The 19,279-nt window shown below is 67.4% G+C and carries 17 protein-coding genes and 4 tRNA genes; 11 read left to right on the top strand and 10 right to left on the bottom strand.

What is annotated here, in order from left to right:
* Positions 1–166 precede the first annotated feature (166 nt).
* Positions 167–1,174 (top strand): HNH endonuclease signature motif containing protein, encoded by a 1,008-nt coding sequence (locus tag ACEE23_RS05775; RefSeq protein ID WP_448871411.1) that lies wholly within the window; start codon positions 167–169, stop codon positions 1,172–1,174.
* A 173-nt stretch (positions 1,175–1,347) separates the two neighbouring features.
* On the opposite strand, the gene ACEE23_RS05770 is transcribed toward ACEE23_RS05775, so the two are convergent.
* From ACEE23_RS05770 to ppgK, 3 genes are all read right to left on the bottom strand, one after another.
* Positions 1,348–4,470: a hypothetical protein gene (locus ACEE23_RS05770; protein ID WP_368521217.1), complete on the bottom strand. Its 3,123-nt coding sequence runs from the start codon at positions 4,468–4,470 to the stop codon at positions 1,348–1,350.
* 112 nt (positions 4,471–4,582) lie between these two features.
* Positions 4,583–6,031 carry an RNA polymerase sigma factor gene (locus ACEE23_RS05765; protein WP_448871409.1) on the bottom strand — a complete coding sequence of 483 codons (1,449 nt, stop codon included), beginning with the start codon at positions 6,029–6,031 and terminating at the stop codon, positions 4,583–4,585.
* Between the two features lie 153 nt (positions 6,032–6,184).
* A complete protein-coding gene (gene ppgK, locus ACEE23_RS05760; protein ID WP_368519204.1) occupies positions 6,185–6,967 on the bottom strand; it encodes a polyphosphate--glucose phosphotransferase in 783 nt (260 codons plus the stop codon).
* 179 nt (positions 6,968–7,146) lie between these two features.
* Here ppgK and ACEE23_RS05755 point away from each other — a divergent pair, with 179 nt between their 5' ends.
* Positions 7,147–7,437, top strand: a complete 291-nt coding sequence (locus ACEE23_RS05755) for a DUF4193 domain-containing protein (protein WP_368519205.1) — start codon at positions 7,147–7,149, stop codon at positions 7,435–7,437.
* A 16-nt stretch (positions 7,438–7,453) separates the two neighbouring features.
* On the opposite strand, the gene ACEE23_RS05750 is transcribed toward ACEE23_RS05755, so the two are convergent.
* Positions 7,454–7,996 (bottom strand): DUF3093 domain-containing protein, encoded by a 543-nt coding sequence (locus ACEE23_RS05750; RefSeq protein ID WP_368521216.1) that lies wholly within the window; start codon positions 7,994–7,996, stop codon positions 7,454–7,456.
* Between the two features lie 71 nt (positions 7,997–8,067).
* Between ACEE23_RS05750 and dut the strand changes: the two genes are divergently transcribed.
* The 5 genes from dut to dxs all read left to right on the top strand — a co-directional run bounded on the left by dut (position 8,068) and on the right by dxs (position 13,501).
* Positions 8,068–8,523 carry a dUTP diphosphatase gene (gene dut, locus ACEE23_RS05745; RefSeq protein ID WP_368519207.1) on the top strand — a complete coding sequence of 152 codons (456 nt, stop codon included), beginning with the start codon at positions 8,068–8,070 and terminating at the stop codon, positions 8,521–8,523.
* A gap of 61 nt (positions 8,524–8,584) precedes the next feature.
* Positions 8,585–9,625, top strand: coding sequence for a DUF3710 domain-containing protein (locus ACEE23_RS05740; protein WP_448871406.1), 1,041 nt, complete (start codon positions 8,585–8,587; stop codon positions 9,623–9,625).
* Between the two features lie 67 nt (positions 9,626–9,692).
* A complete protein-coding gene (locus ACEE23_RS05735) occupies positions 9,693–10,304 on the top strand; it encodes a DUF3159 domain-containing protein (protein ID WP_368521246.1) in 612 nt (203 codons plus the stop codon).
* On the top strand, positions 10,304–11,545 hold the full coding sequence (locus tag ACEE23_RS05730) for a class I SAM-dependent RNA methyltransferase (RefSeq protein ID WP_448873546.1): 1,242 nt from the start codon (positions 10,304–10,306) through the stop codon (positions 11,543–11,545). The genes ACEE23_RS05735 and ACEE23_RS05730 overlap by 1 nt, the downstream gene beginning before the upstream one ends.
* A 57-nt stretch (positions 11,546–11,602) precedes the next feature.
* Complete coding sequence (gene dxs / locus ACEE23_RS05725; RefSeq protein WP_368519210.1) at positions 11,603–13,501, top strand: 1-deoxy-D-xylulose-5-phosphate synthase; 1,899 nt, start codon at positions 11,603–11,605, stop codon at positions 13,499–13,501.
* On the opposite strand, the gene ACEE23_RS05720 is transcribed toward dxs, so the two are convergent.
* Entirely contained in the window at positions 13,498–14,703 is a 1,206-nt protein-coding gene (locus ACEE23_RS05720) for an HRDC domain-containing protein (protein WP_368519211.1), read from the bottom strand. The genes dxs and ACEE23_RS05720 overlap by 4 nt on opposite strands.
* A gap of 27 nt (positions 14,704–14,730) precedes the next feature.
* Entirely contained in the window at positions 14,731–15,375 is a 645-nt protein-coding gene (locus ACEE23_RS05715) for a DUF3000 domain-containing protein (RefSeq protein WP_448871111.1), read from the bottom strand.
* Between the two features lie 141 nt (positions 15,376–15,516).
* Between ACEE23_RS05715 and hemQ the strand changes: the two genes are divergently transcribed.
* Positions 15,517–16,218 (top strand): hydrogen peroxide-dependent heme synthase, encoded by a 702-nt coding sequence (gene hemQ / locus ACEE23_RS05710; RefSeq protein WP_368519213.1) that lies wholly within the window; start codon positions 15,517–15,519, stop codon positions 16,216–16,218.
* A 7-nt stretch (positions 16,219–16,225) separates the two neighbouring features.
* Here hemQ and msrB read toward each other — a convergent pair whose 3' ends face one another.
* The 4 genes from msrB to ACEE23_RS05690 form a co-directional block, all read right to left on the bottom strand.
* Entirely contained in the window at positions 16,226–16,645 is a 420-nt protein-coding gene (gene msrB / locus ACEE23_RS05705) for a peptide-methionine (R)-S-oxide reductase MsrB (RefSeq protein WP_070768300.1), read from the bottom strand.
* The gene (locus ACEE23_RS05700) at positions 16,626–17,828 is read right to left on the bottom strand and encodes a glycosyltransferase family 87 protein (protein ID WP_448871240.1); all 1,203 of its coding nucleotides are present in this window, start codon (positions 17,826–17,828) and stop codon (positions 16,626–16,628) included. The genes msrB and ACEE23_RS05700 overlap by 20 nt, the downstream gene beginning before the upstream one ends.
* Positions 17,829–17,908: 80 nt before the next feature.
* Positions 17,909–18,592, bottom strand: coding sequence for a pyrimidine reductase family protein (locus ACEE23_RS05695; protein ID WP_368519215.1), 684 nt, complete (start codon positions 18,590–18,592; stop codon positions 17,909–17,911).
* Between the two features lie 71 nt (positions 18,593–18,663).
* Positions 18,664–18,738 (bottom strand) — tRNA-Val (locus tag ACEE23_RS05690).
* A 234-nt stretch (positions 18,739–18,972) separates the two neighbouring features.
* On the opposite strand from ACEE23_RS05690, the gene ACEE23_RS05685 reads away from it, so the two are divergent.
* The 3 genes from ACEE23_RS05685 (at position 18,973) to ACEE23_RS05675 (ending at position 19,279) form a co-directional block, all read left to right on the top strand.
* Positions 18,973–19,045, top strand: a tRNA-Gly gene (locus ACEE23_RS05685).
* Between the two features lie 31 nt (positions 19,046–19,076).
* Positions 19,077–19,151 (top strand) — tRNA-Val (locus ACEE23_RS05680).
* A gap of 52 nt (positions 19,152–19,203) precedes the next feature.
* Positions 19,204–19,279, top strand: a tRNA-Gly gene (locus ACEE23_RS05675).

Here is a 19,279-nt window from a genome sequence, read left to right as displayed (position 1 = left end):
TTGGGTACGTTGCTCCATTTTTCGGCCTTGGGGCAGGTCGCGACGCAAAAACGGGCGATTTCTGCTGTTTCGGGCCTCGTGCAGGATGGTTACTTTGCTCCGAGTTATCCACAGATTGGGTTTCCGGACCTTGTAGGGGTTGATCTGTGCTTCTAGCGTGTGGGTCATGACCGCAACGACAGCCATGGACACTTTGAAAGCAGCGCACTCAATCTTCGCGGACGGGATCCAGTATTTGGGCCTGTGCCGCGAGTTGAGCCTGCCCGCTTTGAAGGCTGTCATGTCGGATGTTGCCGCGGCCGCGCAGTTTCGTGCCTGCGAGACCTTCTTCGGACACACCACGTATACGCGCAAGCAAGCCGCCGCGAGGAAAGCGGCCGCCGCGCAGGGCCACCATCTAGACACCCTCATTGCGTTGGACAACGCCTTCCGGCGGGTGCGCCACAAAGGCCACGCCTGGGCCATGCTCATTGAACTATGCAACACTCCCGGCACCACCAAACAACTACGCAGACTGGCTAACAAAAAGGTCCTGGAGCTTAACCGCCCGGCACCGCCAGCCGAAGGCGTGCGCGTGACCCGCCGCAAAGACGGACCGAGTACTTTTTCTGTTACCGGTGACCCGGAGTTGGTGGAAAACCTCTGGGCCACCATCAAGACCATCCCCGACGTAGAAGCATTGTTTAGCGGCGGGCTGAACAAGCAACCGAAGGCCACGCACGTGGTCATCTCCCTGCCCGACTGGGTCCAAATCCTTGCCGGCGAGGGGGACGAGATCACCTTGCGGCTGAGCAACGGGACCACCATGACGGGTGCCGAGTACGTCCGCCAATACCTGTGGGATGCGGGTCTTGCCACCCTGGTGGATCCTAGGCGCGGCCCGGTCAACCAATACCGCTTCCAGCGGCATGCCTCGCGCAAGCAGAAAGACATGGCGAAGGCGGAGACCACCACCTGTGCCTGGCCGAACTGTAGGAAACCAGCCGACGAGTGCCAGGTCCACCACATCCACCCCTGGGTAGACGGTGGAGAAACCAACCAGGAGAATCTCACCTTGTTGTGCGAGTTCCATAATTCGTGGAATGATGACGACCCGGCCTACCCCAGACACGGGCGGGTCAACCGAAGACGCGGCAAGGTGACGTGGGATCCACCCTGGGGCGGCGGGCCCTAGCAGCTGACGGCTGACGGCTGACACGGGGGTCAGCCGAGGGACAAGGAACGAGAACACAGCCGCAAGAGCAAAACCGCGAGCCCAGGCTGCGAGGGGACACCCCAAGGGACAAACCCAGCCAAAATACGCGAAAAGGCGCCACGGACCACGTCCGTAGCGCCTACTCGGCGTGCCTAGAGGCCCTCGACCGGCCCGTTCGCGCGGACGAGTTGGCGGGCCTCCTCGCGGACGACATCGTAGATGGTCAGCGTCGGGGCCAGCTGCGCCAGCTCCGCCCAGGTGGTCAGGTGCTCCGGCTTCAGCGGCACGTAATAGGAGACCCGGCCCTTCAGCTCGGCGGCGCCGGCGCGCGTGATGTGCGCGGCCATGGCCGACAGGTACGGCACCCAGGCCCACTGGTTCTTTTGGCGCTTGCCGGCGGTGTGCGCGAAGCGGCGCAGCAGGTGCAGGTGCGCGCGGATCTCGTCGCCGACCACGTTGGCCTCCTGCTTCATCATCTCCTCCCGGAACTCCGCGAAGCCCGTGACGTCGATGAACTTCTTGCGCCGGCGCAGGATCTCGGCCCAGCCGTGGCGCAGGGCGGAGGCATCGGCGACGCGGCGGGCGGCGGCGACATCGTAGAGCGCCTCGAGCGCCTGCTGCGTGTTGTTCGCCTTGGCGGCCGTCAGCACCTCCCTCATCACCTGCTGCGTGTCCGCGGTGCCGGTGTCCTCGCCGCCGCGCAGCAGCTCCAGCAGCACCTCGCCGCCGGCGGTGCGGATGAAATCGGTGGCATCGTCCCAGTCGGCGTGCCCATCGACGAGATCGTTGAGCTGCTCCACGACGCGAATCCACGGCAGCGCACGGAACTCCGCCACGCGCTCGCCGTTGCTGTGGAAGTCGTAGTTGGCCAGCCCGTGCGCAATCGCCAGGGCCGGCTGGTCGCCGGAGCGCACGTTGGACCGCCCCAGCGCCTCGAGCATGTGGCGCGGGTCGGCATCGATGGTCTTGCGCAGCACGCCGGCCATCGGCCGGGTAGCGGCCGGGCCCAGGTTGCGCAAAGCGAACAGGTGGCGCCACAGCGCGGGCTGCTCGTGCTTAGCGACGGTTGCCCGCGGGTTAGCGCCAGACAGCTTGTAGGCCAGCTCGTCGCCGTGGCCGTCGTCGAAGTAGCCGTCCTGGGCGACGATGAAAGCGCGCATCGACGGCCGGTTCGGCGCCTTGGCCTGGTAGCCCGGCTGCGCCTCGACCACGTCGACGGCCAGCGGACCGGCCTCCTGCAGCTCCTCCGGCACGCGGGTGGACAGCTGGGCGGAAAACTCCACCCGCCACGGCGCGATGTCCGGGCGCGTGACCGGCCAGAGGAAACCGGTCAGCTGCCGGCCCATCGCGTTGCCGGACAGCCGCAGGCTATCGCCCACAATCCGCCCCGACAGCTCAAACTCCGACTCATTGAGCCGCAGCAGGGTAGCCAGCTGCACGTCCGGGGTGGCGTGCGCCTCCCACGCCTTTTCGAACTCGAGCTCCGAGCCGAAGGAATCGGACAATTCGGCCCACGTCTGCGCCGCCGATGCCGGGTGCCACGCCAGCGTGGCCACCAGGTTGGCGTGGGCTTCGGGGAAGGCGTGCTGGATGGCGCTATTGCCCACCGTGAACACGCGGCCGTGGCGGCGGCGCTTGAGCTGGATGACCTTGACCTTGCGGGAGACCTCGTGGGTCAGCAGCAGGGCCGCCGAGCCGCCGATGGCCACGGGTAAGCGCACCTTGAGCTCGCCGTTGCGGGCCAGGGAGCCCTGCGGGATGGTGCCGGGGTGGGTGTCCCAGTCCGGCTGCTCGCCGCGCAGGTCCAGCGAGTACTTCAGCGCCTTGGGCACCACCACGACGTCGAGGCAGTAGTCCACGGCGTTGGAGATCTGGAACATGGCGGTCTCGGCATCGCGGGGCACGGCCTGCGTCTTGTCGAAGGGCACGTCGATGTACTTCTCCGCCGCCTTGCGCTGGGAGTAGTAGGCCTTGGTGTAGGCGTTGGCGTCGGCGGCCTGGTCGGGGTGCCGAAACTGCGCGCCGTTGTAGGTCACGTGCAGGTCAAAACCCTCGGCCATGTTGAAGGTGCGGCGGTCCACCAGGGTCTCGTCGCGCAGCACGTCCACCTCGTAGCGGCCGACCCAGGCGTCCTCGTAGGCGTCGGCGAAAAGCGCCAGCTCGTGGCCCTGGAACTCGGCCAGCTCCAGCAGCTGCTCGACCAGCTCGCGCTCGCCCAACGGGTCGACGTAGTACAGCTCCACCGACCACTCCGGGGCCGGATCGACCGGCAGCACCAGCCGCGGCGAGGAGCCGTAGATACGCCCGGCATCCGTGCCGCGCACGTCCGGGATGGCGTTGTCGGCGCTGCGCCACTCCGGCAGACGCGAATGCGGATCCTCCGGGGTGGACACGCGCACCTGGCGGGTGGTGAAGCTAGCCGGGTGATCCAGCGCAACCGTCAGAGTCTCGACGTCCGCGGCGGCCAGCTCGCGCAGCTCGAACAGGGACCACTCCGGCCAGGTGGTAAAGCGCAGCTCGTCGGCGACCTCCACGGCCGCCCCCTCGGCCGAAAACTTCGTGCGCGTCGGCGCGAGGACGAAAACCGACGGGGTAGTGATGCGGTGCTGGTCCGGCAGCGGGCGGCAGTCCGGGCCGAAAAACAGGACGGGGAAGTCCTCGGCCACCACGCCCAGGCGGTGCTTGGTGCCGCTGGCGGCGTGCGTGGCGGTAATGCGCGCGGTCGGCTGGACGAGCGCGACGCGGGAGGGGGCATCGCGCAGCTCGGGCGGCTGGGCCTGCGGGCTAATCCGGAAGGTGTCGAAGCCGGCGTCGACGGACCAGGCGCTCGACGGGTCGGGCAGCACCAGGCTCAGGCGCCCGGCCTCCGGGTCGAGCTCCAGCCACGGGCGAAACTCCGCGTAAGTCTCCACCGGCAGATCCAGCGGCTCCGTGTCCGCCCCGGCCGCCGATGCCGCCTCGCGCACCGCCTGCAGAGCCTCCCCGTCGACCTGCAGCTGGGCGGCGGCGACGTCCCAGAAGGAGTCGGCATCGGCCAGCTGGGTGCGGGCGTTGGTCAAAACCGCCGCCACGACGTTGGCGTGGGCGCTCACGACCTCGGCCGGGTCTTCCGCGGCTGCCAGGGCGCGGCCAAACTCGGTGCTGAGCCAATCGAGCTGGGCGGCGCTCAGCTCGGCCGGGTCCTGGCCGGCTAGGGCATCGTCAGCGGCGCGCAGGCGCTCAGCGGCGGTGGAAAAATGCTGGAGGCGAGAGGGGAAATCTGCAGGGAAGGCCACGGGTTAAAACTCCTGGAGTGGTGAAACAAGAATGTGGGCAGTAGCAGTGACACGACTGAGCCCGAACCTTAAACGTCGGTCAAGGCTCGGGCTCGGTGGCGGGGTGGGCATTTTAGTCGAGGTAATCCCGCAAGACCTGGGAGCGCGAGGGGTGGCGCAGCTTCGACATGGTCTTGGACTCGATCTGGCGGATACGCTCGCGGGTAACGCCGTATACCTGGCCGATTTCGTCTAAAGTCCGCGGCATGCCGTCGGTCAGGCCGAAGCGCAGGCGCACCACGCCGGCCTCGCGCTCGGACAGGGTGGTCAGCACGTCCTGGAGCTGGTCCTGCAGGAGGGTAAACGAGACGGCATCGACGGCGATGACGGCCTCGGAGTCCTCGATGAAATCGCCCAGCTGGCTGTCGCCCTCGTCGCCGATGGTCTGGTCCAGCGAGATGGGCTCACGGGCGTACTGCTGGATTTCCAGCACCTTTTCCTCGGTGATGTCCATTTCCTTGGCCAGCTCCTGCGGGGTGGGCTCGCGGCCCAGGTCCTGCAGCAGCTCGCGCTGGATGCGGCCCAGCTTGTTGATGACCTCGACCATGTGCACCGGGATGCGGATGGTGCGGGCCTGGTCGGCCATGGCGCGGGTAATGGCCTGGCGGATCCACCAGGTGGCGTAGGTGGAGAACTTGTAGCCCTTGGTGTAGTCGAACTTCTCCACCGCGCGGATAAGGCCCAGGTTGCCTTCCTGGATGAGGTCGAGGAAGGCCATGCCGCGGCCGGTGTAGCGCTTGGCCAGGGAGACCACCAGGCGAAGGTTGGCCTCCAGCAGGTGGTTCTTGGCCTTGCGGCCGTCGCGGGAGATGGTGCGCAGGTCGCGCTTGAGCGACGGGGAGAGCTTGGCGTCCTTGTCGCCGTCGGCGAGGGCCTTTTGCATCTCGTCCATGCGGTGCTGGGCGTAGAGGCCGGCCTCGATGCGCTTGGCCAGCGAGACCTCCTGCTCCGCGTTCAGCAGGGCGACCTTACCGATCTGCTTGAGGTAGGCGCGCACGGAGTCCGCGGAGGCGGTCAGCTGGGCGTCCTTGCGGGCCTGGCGCAGCGCGGCGGATTCTTCCTCGTCCCAGATCGAGGAGCCGTCGTCTTTCTCCTCGTCCTCCTCGTCGACGTCGCCGGCCAGGTCGTCTTCCTCGTCGTCGAGGTGCTCTTCCAAGTCGGCGTGGTCCGGCTCGAAGTCGTCGTCGGTGACGCTGGCGCCGAACTCGTCCTCGGCGTCGGTCTCCGGCTTTTGCTCCTCGGCCGCGGTGGCGGCGAGGTTCTGCTCGTCGTCCTTGGCCTTCTTGGTGGCCGCTTTCTTCGGCGCAGCCTTACGGGTCGACTTCTTGGCGGTCTTTTTAGCCGACTTCTTGGCCGTTTTCTTCGCCGTCTTCTTGGCGGTCTTCTTCGCCGACTTCTTAGTGGTCTTCTTGGCGGTCTTTTTGGCCGTCTTCTTTGCCGTCTTGGCGGCAGGCTTTCCCGCAGGGGTATTTGCCTCTGCGTCCTCGCCGAGTACCTTGTCGGAAGAATCAGTGGCTGCCACGTACGCCCTTTCGCCTTAATTGTTACAGTCAAAACCTATACCGCGCAGTGGCGGTCGGTTTATCTAGTTACGATCGACCGTCCAGTATAGAGCATTCTGGTCGACTCTTGTGACAGCGGGGTCGTGCTCCCGCCGCCTCATCTTAGTTTTATCTTAGGGTTGCACGTGTGCGTTAACGGCCATCGCCGCGCCGATAATGCCGGCTTCGTTGCGCAGTTGCGCTGGCACGATCGGGGTATCGATGGACAGGTGCGGGCCCCATTTTTCGAATTTGCGCGAGATCCCGCCGCCGATGATAAAAACCTGCGGGTTAAACAGCTTCTCGTAGGTATACAGCACGCGGTTGAGGCGTTTGGCCCACTTTTTAAAGCTTAAGTCCTCGCGCTCTTTGGCGGCTGACGATGCCACGTGCTCGGCCTCCTTGCCCTTGACCTCCAGGTGGCCTAGCTCGGTGTTGGGGAAGAGCCGGCCGTCGAGGAGGAAGGCCGAGCCGATGCCGGTGCCGATGGTCAGAAAGATGGCCGCGCCCTGGCGGGCGACGGGATCGCCGTGGGCGGCTTCGGCGAGGCCGGCGGCGTCGGCATCGTTAAGCACGACGACCTCGCGCCCGCCGAGCTGGTCGCGGAAGAGGGCCTGGGCGTCGACGCCGATCCAGCTGGGGTCGATGTTGGCCGCGGACTGGACGATGCCGTCGCGCACGATGGCCGGCACCGTAATACCGACGGGGCCTTCCCAGCCGTGGTGGTCCACGACTTCGGCGACGGTCGCGGCCACGGCCGCGGGGGTAGAAGGCTGGGGAGTGGCGATCTTCTGCCGGGCGGAGTGTAGCTGCCCGGATTCCAGGTCCACAATGGCTCCCTTGATCCCGGAACCGCCGATGTCGATCCCGTAGGCTAGCGGGGCATTTCCGGCGGTCGAATCCTCACTCGTGTGCATGCCGGAAAGTGTAGCGCATGGCGCCGCGAGCGCAGGGTTAAAGGCTGTAAGGGGGTACCCACTTTCGTGGGTTCTACCTGCGAGTGTGACAGCGGGGCGATTGTGCTTTAGTATGCGCGATCGACATAGTTGATTTCCCTGCACAAGTTTGCATGAAAAACCGATTGGAGCGTGCAGTTATGGCAACCGATTACGACGCACCGCGGCGGCGCGTGGAAGACGAATTGGAGACCGATTCCCTGGAGGGGCTGAAGGCCGCCGAGAGCGAAAGCAGCGCCATGGACGACGACGGCGAAATCGTCGAGCCCTTCGAGCCGCCGACAGTCGATCTGAGCGGTGAAGAACTCAACGTGACGGTCGTGCCGCGCCAGGACAACGAGTTCACCTGCTCGGTCTGCTTCCTGGTCCAGGACAACAAGCGCCTGTCCTACGAGGAAGACGGCGACAAGGTCTGCATGGACTGCGCCTAGGCGTTTTAAGGCGCTACTAGGCGCTGCGATAACTGCGCGGGGCCTGCTCTGCTTGCTCGGGGACGAAAGCCTCGATGAGCGTGGCCGGGTCCTTGCTGGCGATGAGCCAGTAGGGGGTCGGGTCATCCGGGTCGTCGAGGACGAACATGGCGAGCTCATCCACCCACTCGTGGGTCGAGAGGAACGCCGCGGGATCCAGCTGCGGTCCCAGCGCGTTGCGGCGGGCCGACTTGGGAACGGCCAGCGAGCGGGCCACGACATCGCTGGGCAACTGGGCGTCTTTCACGCTGAGCCAGCGGGTGCCGTCGGGGTCCTTTTCCACGGTGACGACGGTCGAGGACCAGGAGACCAGCACCCACACGGCCACCGCGATGAGCACGATGGCGGCGGTTAGCGGCCAAATGCCCGACCGGTTTAGCCCGACCGTTGCGGTGGTCACGGCGATGACGATGGCCGCCAGCACCCAGAAATACCAAGGCACCCACTGGCGTTCCTGGTAGATGACCTCGGAATTCGCGCTGGGGTTCAGGTCGTTGCCACTATTGTCCGCAGGTTTCACGGTAAGCCAGTCTATCGCACGGCCCGGGGCACAAGGCAAAGTTGCCGGGCCGGGAAGGTAGGCTATCGGGCGTGACTAGCACTCCGGATTCAAACCTCTCCGTCCAGATCAAACGCCTCGACCCCGAGTTGCCGATGCCGCGCCGCGCCCACCGTGGCGACGCCGGCGCCGATCTCTACGCCGCCGAGGACGTGACCCTCGCCCCGGGGGAGCGCGCGCTGGTGGGCACGGGCATCGCCCTGGCGCTGCCGGTGGGCACCGTCGGCCTGGTGCACCCGCGCTCGGGCCTGGCCGCCAAGCAGGGGCTTTCCATTGTCAACACCCCGGGCACCATCGATGCCGACTACCGCGGCGAGATCAAGGTCTGCCTGATTAACCTCGATCCGGCCACGCCGATTGAGGTAACGCGCGGGATGCGCATCGCCCAGCTGGTGATCCAGAAGGTGGAGCTGGCCGAGTTCGTGGAAGTTACGGAGCTGGACGAAACCGTCCGCGGCGACGGCGGTTACGGCTCGACCGGCGTGTAGGCCCCGCGGCGAGGGGCTAAGTGGAACGGATAGACGTCGATCAGTAAAGGACTTTTCAACCATGGCTTTGTGGCCTTTTGGCAAGAAGAACAAAGACAACCACGACACTACGGCGTCCGCGGCAGAACCGGCGGCGGACCAGGCGCCGGATAACGCACCCGTCGACCGCCTGGATGACGTGCCGGATACGCCCGGCGATGCCGCGGTAGCCAACGGTTTCCCGGGCGCTGCGGGAATTAACATCAACGTCGTCGAGCACGACGCCGTCGGCGGGGACACCGGCCCCTTTGACGGCGACAGCCTGAACTACGAGGACTTCGACTTCAGCGATTTCTCCGCCGGCACGCTCGACTTGGGCTCGATGAAGATCGCGCTGCCGAAGGGCTCGCAGGTCCAGGTGGAAATGGGCGAGAAGGGCCCGAAGATGCTCCACATCGTCACCACCGCGGGGCGGATTACCCCGGTGGCCTTCGCCGCCCCGCGCTCGAGCGGGCAGTGGGAGTCCGCGGCCAAGGAGCTCATCCAGGGCATCGAGAATGACGGCCTGCCGACCCGCCTGGAGAAAGGGCCGTGGGGCACCGAGATTGTTGGTTCGAACGACAACGGCGAGATCCGCATCATCGGCGTGGAGGGCCCGCGCTGGATGCTGCGGGTGACCCTGGCCGCGCCGAAGGGCAAGTCGGAGGAGCTGGCGCGGATCGGCCGCGAGCTGGTCGCCCGCACCTTCGTCTACCGCGGCGATGAGCCGATCCTCGCCGGCAACGCCCTGCGCGTGGTCATGCCGCCGGCGCTGGTCGAGCAGCTGCAGAAGGCTATGCAGCAGCGCCAGGCCGGCAACGCCAACTCAGGCAACGCCAACGCAGGCAACGCCAACGCCAATGCAGGCAGCACGGGCAACGCCGCCAACGCGGGCAACGCCGGCTCGGACGGCCAGCGCACCGCCGCCGACGAAGAGCGCGAGAAGCAACTGCGCGAGCAGATGTGGCGCCTGCTGAGTAACGGCACCGGCAACTCCGCCGGCGCGGCCAACGCCGACGGCAACACTGACGGCGCCGACAACGCTGACTCGCAGGACGCCGGCGACGACAACTCCGACCGCTAGCTAGAACCCCAGAAAGACTCACGTGGCTGAAAACAAACCCCTCGAGGACCAGACCCTGCTCGAGCAGATGGGCGGAGTGACCGGGCTGGTGGCGGCGACGCTGCCGGTGGTCGTGCTCATCCCCGTCAACAGCATGCGGGGTCTAGTTCCCGCGCTGCTGGCCGCCATCGGCGTGGCCGTGGCGGTGGCCATCTGGCGCGTGGCGCGCAAGGAATCGCTCCAGCCGGCCATCTCCGGCCTGCTGGGCGTGGCGATCTGCGCGGGCATCGCTTATGCCACCGGCGACGCGAAGGGCTACTTCCTGTACGGGATCTGGGCCTCGTTGGTGCTGTGCATCGCCGCGGTCGTGTCCATCCTGGTGCGCTGGCCGGCGGTGGGCGTTATCTGGAAGGGCATCAACGGCGAGGACATGGCCTGGCGCCAGATCCCGGCCGCGCGGCGCGCCTATGCGCTCGCGACCGCCGGCTGGGCCGTGGTCTTCCTGGCCCGCTTCGTGGTCCAAAACGGCATCTACAACGCCGGCGAGACCACCGCGCTGGGCATTACCCGCATCCTCATGGGGTGGCCGCTGACCGGCCTGGTCACCCTCCTGACTATCTTCTTGGTGCGCCGGGCCAACCGGGTCATTGAGGCCGAAGAAGAACAACCACCCCTCGAGACGAACGGACAACGAGACTAATGGAGACTGCGAACTACCAGGCAGGCGACGATATCCGCCTGCGCATCGACCGCATGGCCCACGGCGGGGAGGGCATCGGCCGCGCGGACGACGGGCGCATCGTCTTCGCCCGGGGCGGTTTCCCCGGCGACGAGGTCGTCGTGCGCCTCGACAAGGTCAAAAAATCCCTGCTGCGCGGCACCGTCACCGAGGTAGCCACCGCCGGCCCGGCCCGCGTGGACTCGGCCTGCCCGGCCGCCGCGGCGGGGGCGGGCTGCTGCGACTTCGCGGAGGTCGACCCGGCCCAGGAACTTGGCATCAAGGCCGACGTCCTGCGCGACCAGCTGGCCCGCGTCGGTCACCTGGGCGCCGACGGAGAGCTGCCGGAGCTGGAGCTGCGCGAGCTGCCGCCGCACCGCGGCTGGCGCACCCGCGTGCGCTTGGGCGTCGACTCCCGCGGGCGGGCCGGCACCCGCAAGCGCGCCTCCAACGACCTGGTTACCGACGTCGCCTGCACGCAGCTGGCGCCCGGGCTGGTAGACGGCATCGTGGGGCCGGGCGCGCGCACGTTCACGCCGGGCGCAGAAGTCATCGCGGTGCTGGATAGCACCGGGGCCCGCCACGTGATTGAGACCCGCAAGGGCCCGCGCGGCAAGCGGGTGGAAAAGATCGAGCAGGTCGTCGAGGGAACCGCCGGCGTAGTCGAGGAGGTCGACGGGCACCGCTTCGAGTTCCCGGCGACTGCCTTCTGGCAGGCCCACCGCGGCGCGCCGGAGGCCTACACCGGCCTGGTCGCGGAGCTTTTGGGCACCGGCCACGGGCCGGCCTGGGACCTGTACGGCGGCGTCGGGCTCTTCGTGCCCACGTTGAGCGCGGCCACCGGCGGCGCGGAGACCTACTCGGTGGACCTGTCGCCGGCCGCCCGCCCGGATCAGCAGCCCGGCCTGGCCGAGTACGCGGTGCGGGTCAAATCCGCCCGCGTCGACAAGGTCATCGGCCAGCTGCCGCCCGCCGATGCCGTCGTCCTGGACCCGCCGCGCGTCGGCGCCGGGGCCGAGGTCGTGGCCCGCATTGCCGAGGCCACCCCGAATCGCGTCGTGCACATCGGCTGCGATCCGGCCGCCCTGTCCCGCGACCTGTCCGCCTGGGTCGAGGCGGGCTACGGCATTGACCGGATGGTCGTCGTTAACGCTTTCCCCGGCACGCACCACTTCGAGACCCTGGTGCTTTTGACCCCGCGGCCGGGCCACGATGTACGGTAGAAAATAAAACAAGCGGGGTACCGCTGCGATTTAAGCAAAGGAGTAGTTGAGCACTCCATGAGAATCATTGATTCGATTGACTCGCCGAAGGATCTCAAAAAGCTCGATGGCGATGAGCTGGAACAGCTAGCTGCGGAGATCCGCCAGCTGCTCATTGAGAAGGTCTCCGCCACCGGCGGACACCTGGGGCCGAACCTGGGCGTGGTGGAGCTGAGCATCGCTTTGCACTACACGTTCAACTCGCCCCAGGACGCGATGGTCTTCGACACCTCGCACCAGTCTTATGTACACAAGATGCTCACCGGCCGCGCCGGCGACTTCGACAGCCTGCGGCAAAAGGGCGGGCTGTCCGGCTACACGCGGCGGGCCGAGTCCGAGCACGACTGGACGGAGTCCTCGCACGCCTCGGCGTCGATCTCCGTGGTCGACGGGCTGTCCAAGGCCTTCCGCCTGGCAGGCGAGCCGCACCGCAACGCCATCGCCATCGTGGGCGACGGCGCCCTGACCGGCGGCATGTGCTGGGAGGCGCTCAACAACATCTCGGCGGACAAGGACCGCAACGCCGTCATCGTGGTCAACGACAACGGCCGCAGCTACGCGCCGACCATCGGCGGCCTGTCGGAGAACCTGGGGCGTATCCGCTCCCAGCACGGCTACGACGAGCTGATGGCCCACGGCAAGAAGACACTCAAGTCGATGGGCTGGTTCGGCGAGCGCGCCTTCGATGCCCTCCATGCCTTCAAGGAGGGCGTCAAGTCCTCCGTCTTGCCCACGGAGATGTTCCCCGAGCTGGGCATGAAGTACATTGGGCCCATCAACGGCCACGACCTCGAGGCGCTCAACCACGCGTTCCGCTACGCGCGTGACTTCGAGGGGCCCATCATCGTCCACGTGGTCACCGAGAAGGGCCACGGGTTCGCTCCGGCGGTCAACGAGCCCAAGGACCAGATGCATTCGACCGGCGCCATTGACCCGGTCACCGGCGTGCCGAAGGGCAAGAGCCAGCCGGGCTGGACCGCGGCGTTTTCCGAGGAGCTGATTAAGGCTGCCGAGCGCCGCGACGACATCGTGGCCATCACCGCGGCCATGGCCGGCCCGACCGGCCTGATGCCTTTCGCGGAGCGCTTCCCGGACCGCTTCTACGACGTCGGCATTGCCGAGGCGCACGCGATGGCCTCGGCCTCCGGGCTGGCCCTAGGCGGCCTCCACCCGGTGGTGGCCGTCTATTCGACGTTCTTGAACCGCGGCTTCGACCAGCTGCTCATGGATATCGCCCTGCTGGGGCTGCCGGTGACCGTGGTGCTGGATCGCGCGGGCGTGACCGGATCGGACGGTGCTAGCCACAACGGCGTCTGGGACATGGCCTTGACCAGCATCGTCCCGGGCATGCGCGTGGCCGCCCCGCGCGACGGCAAGCGCCTGCGGGAGCTGTTCAACGAGTCCCTGGAGATCTCCGACGGGCCCAGCGTGGTGCGCTTCCCGAAGGGCAACCTGCTCGACGACATGGACGCCGTCGACACGCTCGAGGACGGCACCGACGTCATCTACACCAACGTGGCCGGCGCGTCCGCCGGCGATGCCGACAGCAGCCGCGACGTGCTCATCGTCTCGGTCGGGGCGATGTCGGCGCGCAGCATCGCGGCGGCGAAGCTCCTGGCCGAGCAGGGCGTCGGCGTGACGGTCGTCGACCCGCGCTGGGTCGCGCCCGTGCCGGAGGCCGTGGTGCGCCTGGCGGCGGACTACCGCCTGGTGGTCACGGTGGAAGACGGCATCAAGCGCGGCGGCATCGGCTCGCTGGTGGCCGAAAAGCTCAGCGATGCCCAGGTGGACACCCCGCTGCGCCGCCTCGCCTTCCCGAACTACTTCCCGCTGCACGCCTCCCGCGGGCAGCTGCTGGAGGACGTCGGGCTGGCGCCGGAGGGCATCGCCGAGTCCATTGGGGAGTGGCTGCGCTAGAAGCTGGTGATGCGCCGCGCGATAATCGGCACGGCCCAGTCCAGCTGCCACGGTCGCACGCCCGCGGCAACCAGAAAGTCGACCAGGTCGGCGGTGTCGGTGAGGTGCGCCTTGGGCCCGAGGGCGGCCCAAATCGCTGCCCGCAGGGTGGCGGGCTTAATGAGCAGCGAGTCGTCGACGGCCAGATCCTGGCCCAGGTCGGTGAAGTCTTGGCGGGCGGCCTGGTAGAGCTCCCAGAGCTCGGCCGGCCAGGCGGCCTTTCCGGGAACCTCGCGGCGGGTGCGCTGGGGGCGCGGCCAGTCGCTGGCCGGCAGGTCGCGGGCGCGCTCGACGACGTCCCACCACAGCTGCGTGGCCGACTTCCGCTTGCGGGGAAAGCCCTTGACGCGCGCCAGTTCGGCCGGCGAGTCCGGCAGCGTGCGGGCGACATCGATGAGCACCTTGTTGCCCAAAACCCGCGGCGGGGCGATGTCGCGGTGCGCGCTTAACGCGTCGCGCTTAATCCACAGCGCCTTGGCCACGGCCAGCTGCTCGCCGCGCCGCAGGGTGCTCAGGCCCTTGAGCTCGCGCCAAGAGCCGGGCTCCGGGGCGGTGGTCCCGGCGTGCTCGGCGATAAGCGCGTCGAATTCCTGCAGCGCCCAGTCGAGTTTCTCCTCCTCGGCCAGTACGTCCTGGAGGGTCTCGGCCAGGGGGAGAAGGAATTCGACGTCGAGGGCGGCATAGGCCAGCCAGTCCTGCGGCAGCGGCCGGGTGGACCAGTCCACGTAGCCGTGGGCTTTTTCCAGCTCGATGCCCAGAATCTCGTCGACCATGTGGCCCAAGTTGGGGTGCTCGAAACCGGCCATGCGGGCGGCGACCTCGGTATCAAACAGCGAGCCGGGCTTGAGCCCCAGCCAGGCCAGGCAGGGAAGATCCGTCTTGGCGGCGTGCAGCACCCAGGGCTGGCCGTTGATGGCGTCGCCGACGTGGTCCCTAACGGCCTCGGCGTTGCCCTCGGGGTCGATGAGCACGGTGCCGGCCCCGGCGCGGTGCAGCTGGAGGAGGAAGGCGCGGTCGTTGTAGCGGTAGGCGCCGGCGCGCTCCGTGTCGACGGCCAGCGGCCCGGTACCGCCTAACAGCCGGGTGGCGGCTGCGGCGATCTCCTGCGGGGTGCTGGCGACCGGCGGGATGCCCTGCGCCGGTACTCGTCTAAGCTCGCTCATGATATGCCAGGCTACCCGCGCGCTGGCTTATCCGCGCCCTAACTGGGTAACGCCCTCCGGCGGAAGGCCGGCCACGTTCGCCAGCACGGCGGCAAAGGCCTCCACGTGCGGGCCCAGTTCCAGGTCTTCTGCGGTCCAGGAGGCGCGCATCTCGAGCTGGTAGGCGCGCGGCGGGCCGCCGATTTCGCCGTAGCGCACCGAGGCGGTCGAGGTGACGGTGCCACCCAAATTAGTGTGGCGGGCATCGCTGTGGGCCATGCCCTCGGTCAGCCACTCCCAGGCCACGTCCGGCAGGAGGGGATCGCCGGCGACGTCCGGGTCCATGTCGGCCTGGATATAGGCGACCAGGCGCATGGGCCCGTCCCAGGCCTCCTCGGCGCCCGGATCGTGGAGGAGGATGAGGCGGCCGAAGGCGTCGCCGCTGCTGTCGGTGGGGATGGAGTCGGCATCGTCCGCGCCGCGGTCGACCTCGAGCCCGATGGCGTGGCTATACGGGGCCAGGCGCTGCGGCGGGCGGATGGATCCTAGGGAAATCTCGGGGCGCAAGCGAGCCTGATGCATGGACTCCACGGCACGGTTGAAGGTGGCCGGCGTGGTGGTCTCGCCGTCGGCGGGGGCATCGTTAGCGGCAGGGGAGGCGCTGTGCGGCTGGGAACTCTCGGAAATGTTCACAATGAATCAAGCTATATTTTCCCCGGCGCCACTGGTGGGAGGCGCGCCGTGCCCCCAGTTGGCCAAGTATCCAACTAATGGTGGATACTGGAGGGGTCATGTCCTAGTCAGACTCGAACGTCCTTTGAAAGGGGATTGTCCATGGCGAAGCTCGATTTTAAGAAGCTCAACGAGGTCCAGCAGTACTCCCAGCACGCGGTGTTCCGCGCCATCCCGGGGGCCTTGGGTACCGAGCGCGACGACATCATCGCCCAGGCCCAGGACTTCTTCGCCCGCCTGGCGGAGGAAGGCAAGGTCACCGTCCGCGGTATCTACGACCTGTCCGGCATGCGCGATAGCGCCGATTTCATGATCTGGTGGCACGCCGAGGAATTCGAGGACCTGCAGCGCGCCTTCGCGGACTTCCGCCGCACCACGGTCCTCGGCCAGGTCACCGACGTGACCTGGGTGGGCAACGCCCTGCACCGCCCGGCGGAATTCAATAAGTCGCACCTGCCGTCGTTCATCATGGGCGAGGAGCCGGGCGACTGGATTGCCGTCTACCCGTTCGTGCGCTCCTACGACTGGTACATCATGGACGAGGAAAAGCGCCGCAAGATCCTGGTCGAGCACGGCATGGCAGCGCACGATTATGCCGACGTCCGCGCCAACACGGTCCCGGCCTTCGCTCTGGGCGACTACGAGTGGATCCTGGCCTTCGAGGCCCCGAGCCTCGACCGGATCGTCGACCTGATGTACGTCATGCGCTACACCGAGGCCCGCAACCACGTGCGCGAGGAAATCCCGTTCCACACCGGGCGCCGCGTCGCGGACGTGGCAGAACTCATCAAGGTCCTGCCTTAAGCCGCGGCTAGACCTCGCGCTCGTCGAGGTCCAGGCAGATAGAGTTAATGCAGTAACGCAGGTCGGTGGGGGTGTCGTAGCCCTCGCCGGCGAAGACGTGGCCCAGGTGCGAGTGGCAGTTGGCACACAGCACCTCGGTGCGCACCATGCCGAGCGAGCGGTCCTCGCGCTCGATGACCGTGTCGACGTCCTTGGGGGAGTAGAAGGACGGCCACCCGCAGTGGGAGGCGAATTTTTCGGTAGAGCGGAACAGCTCGGCGCCGCAGGCGCGGCAGGAGTACACGCCCTCGGTGGTGGTGTCGGTGTACTTGCCGACGTGCGGCGGCTCGGTGCCGCCCTGGCGCAGGACGTAGTATTCCTCGTCGCTTAGGCGCTTTTTCCAGTCGGCGTCGGCGATGAGCTTGAAATCAGTGGGCTGGTTGGTCATGCCGCCCAGTGTAACCGGCGCTGCGGCGCTGGCCCAGGTACCAGCCGGTCACGCTGGCCGCGCAGGCCACGATGAGCAGGAACCACCCGGCGGTGCCCAGGAAGAAATTCGCCCAGCGCCCCGCGTCCGGCCAGTGGGTGGACGTCCACGTCACGGGCAGCAGGAAGCAGGCCGCGGCGGCCCAGGCGAGCCATGAATGAAAAACGCTGCGCGGCAGCACCGCGGTAAACATCAGCGGGAACAGCCACATCGAGTAGTACTGCTGGCCCAGCGAGGACAGGAAGAAGATGCCGACCAGCAGCACGCCGGTGGTCGTCAGCGCCCACAGGACCGGGTCGGTGTTGCGCCAGCGCAACAGCAGCACGACGGCGACGGCGACTAGGGCCGCGGCCAGCACCCACACGGGGTAGTAGGCCCAGCCGGGCAGGTCGAAATAGGCGCGCAGGCCGTCCCAGGAGGAGTTGGCGTAGTCGCGGGTGGTGCCCAGGTAGGGCACCAGCCGGCGCAGGTAGTCCCCGGCGTCCGGGATGACCGGCCAGGCCAGGGCGTTGAGCCCCACCGGCACCGCCAGGCCGGCGGCCACGGTGGACCAGCGGGCCTTGACCAGCGGCAGCACCAGCAGCGGGGCGAACTGCGGCTTGACGGTAATGGCCAGGCCCAGCACGATGCCCGCCCACAGGCCGGAACCCACACCCCGGCCCCCGCGGCCGGCCCGGCCGCGCAGGCCCAGCGCCAGGAAGCCGCTGAGCGCTAGCAGCAGGAGGCCGTTGATATTGGCGAAGGTCAGCGTGTTGATAACGGACTCGGTGGCAAAGGCCAGCGCGATGCTTGCCGGCCACAGCGGGCTGGACAGGCGGTGGCCTACCAGGCAGGCCAGAACCGCCAGCGCGCCGACGATCGCCGCCGCGTTGACCAGGATGAACAGCCCGCGGGCCAGGCTGAAGTTCTCCACCAGGCCCAGCGGGTAGAGCAGCAGCGTGGCGCCGGGGTTGTAGAGGTAGAGCGGGTCGACGTGGTGGTAGGCCTGCTCGTAGACGGCCTGGCCGTCGAGCGCCCGGCGCACGGCGTAGTAGACCGTACTGAAGTCATCCGTGGGCGCGCCGTTGAAGGCACGGACCAGCACGGTGTTGAGCACCAACAAGATGGCCAGCGGCCAGGCGGCCAGGTTGAGGCCGGCGGGCAGCTGGATGGGGCGGCCGGGGGCGAGCGCGGTGCGGGAAGTCCACGCGGAAGACAGGAAACTGGTACTCACGGCCAGCCAGTTTACGGCCTCCGCGCGCGGCGGTACCGCAGAAACACGGTGCCGTCGGCATCGGGGGCGCAATTGTCCAGGGTGAGCCGGGTGGTGCGGGAGGAGGTGGCATCGTCGGCGCGGACGACGGGGGTCTCCACCGCCGAGGTGACCGTGGGATCGAGGGTTAGGTAGAAGGCGTCGACGGCATCGGCGGCCACGAACTGGGAGAGCAGGCCCGGCCCGCCCTCGCAGACGATGCGCCCGTAGCCCCGGGCCCGCAGGCAGGCCAGGAGGTCGGCGGGGCTGGCCGTCCCGGCGTCGATGATCTCGGCGCCTTGGGCCTCCAGCCGGCGGGTGCGCTCGCGGACCTCGGCCTGGGCGAGCGCGGCGTGCGGGACCAGCAGCAGCGGGGCGGTGGAGTAGTCGGTGAAGAAGCGGGAGCGCGGATCCATGTCGGCGCTGCCGGTGACGACCGCGATCGGGGCCGGCGTGCCTGCCGCGGAGGTGGCGCCGCCGTAGTCCTCGGCGCGCACGGTGGACGCACCCACCACGATGACCTCGGCCCAGTCCCGCAGGCCCTGCAAGAGCTGCGCGTCGGTGTCGTTGCCCAGGGACTCGGAGGTCCCGGCCGCCGATGCCGAGCCAGTCACCGTAGCCACCATCACCGCCCGGACTTCGCGGCGGTCGGGGCCTAGCAAAGCGTTGATATCCATGGCCACCATCCTAGGGCGCGGATACAAAAAGAGCGCCTCCCCGTAGGAGGGGAGACGCTCTTAAAAATAAGTGGTGGTCCCAGCTGGGATCGAACCAGCGACCTTTCCGGTGTGAACGGAACGCTCTTCCACTGAGCCATGGGACCGTGCTGGGCTAAAATGTAGCACAGTGCCGCGTGATTCGACGAATCCCCAGTAAAACGGCGGTATCGGCGGGCACGTGCGGCCAGGGATGACAGCGGTGTCATTTAGCTTGCGTCACAAGCTGCCGCGAATGGCCCCAGAACCGCCCCGTGAGCGGGCGATTTGTAAACCGGGGCCGGTTCAGGATAATGTTTTTACTCGCACCGCACAGAAAGCTTCGGCTTAACATGGTGCATGCGGATGTAGCGCAGTTGGTAGCGCATCACCTTGCCAAGGTGAGGGTCGCGAGTTCGAGTCTCGTCATCCGCTCCGCGCCTTCCTTTGAGAAGGTGGTTATCCCGCGCGATTAGCTCAGTGGGAGAGCGCTTCCCTGACACGGAAGAGGTCACTGGTTCAATCCCAGTATCGCGCACCACGGGTTTTCCAACCTAGTTGGGAAGTCCGGAAGCCTTAAGGGTTTCGAAAATGCGGATGTAGCGCAGTTGGTAGCGCATCACCTTGCCAAGGTGAGGGTCGCGAGTTCGAGTCTCGTCATCCGCTCCA

Source organism: Corynebacterium sp. 32222D000AT, assembly GCF_053546955.1.
The sequence above is the reverse complement of the archived record's forward strand: the minus strand, read 5'-3'. Positions and strand labels throughout refer to the sequence as shown.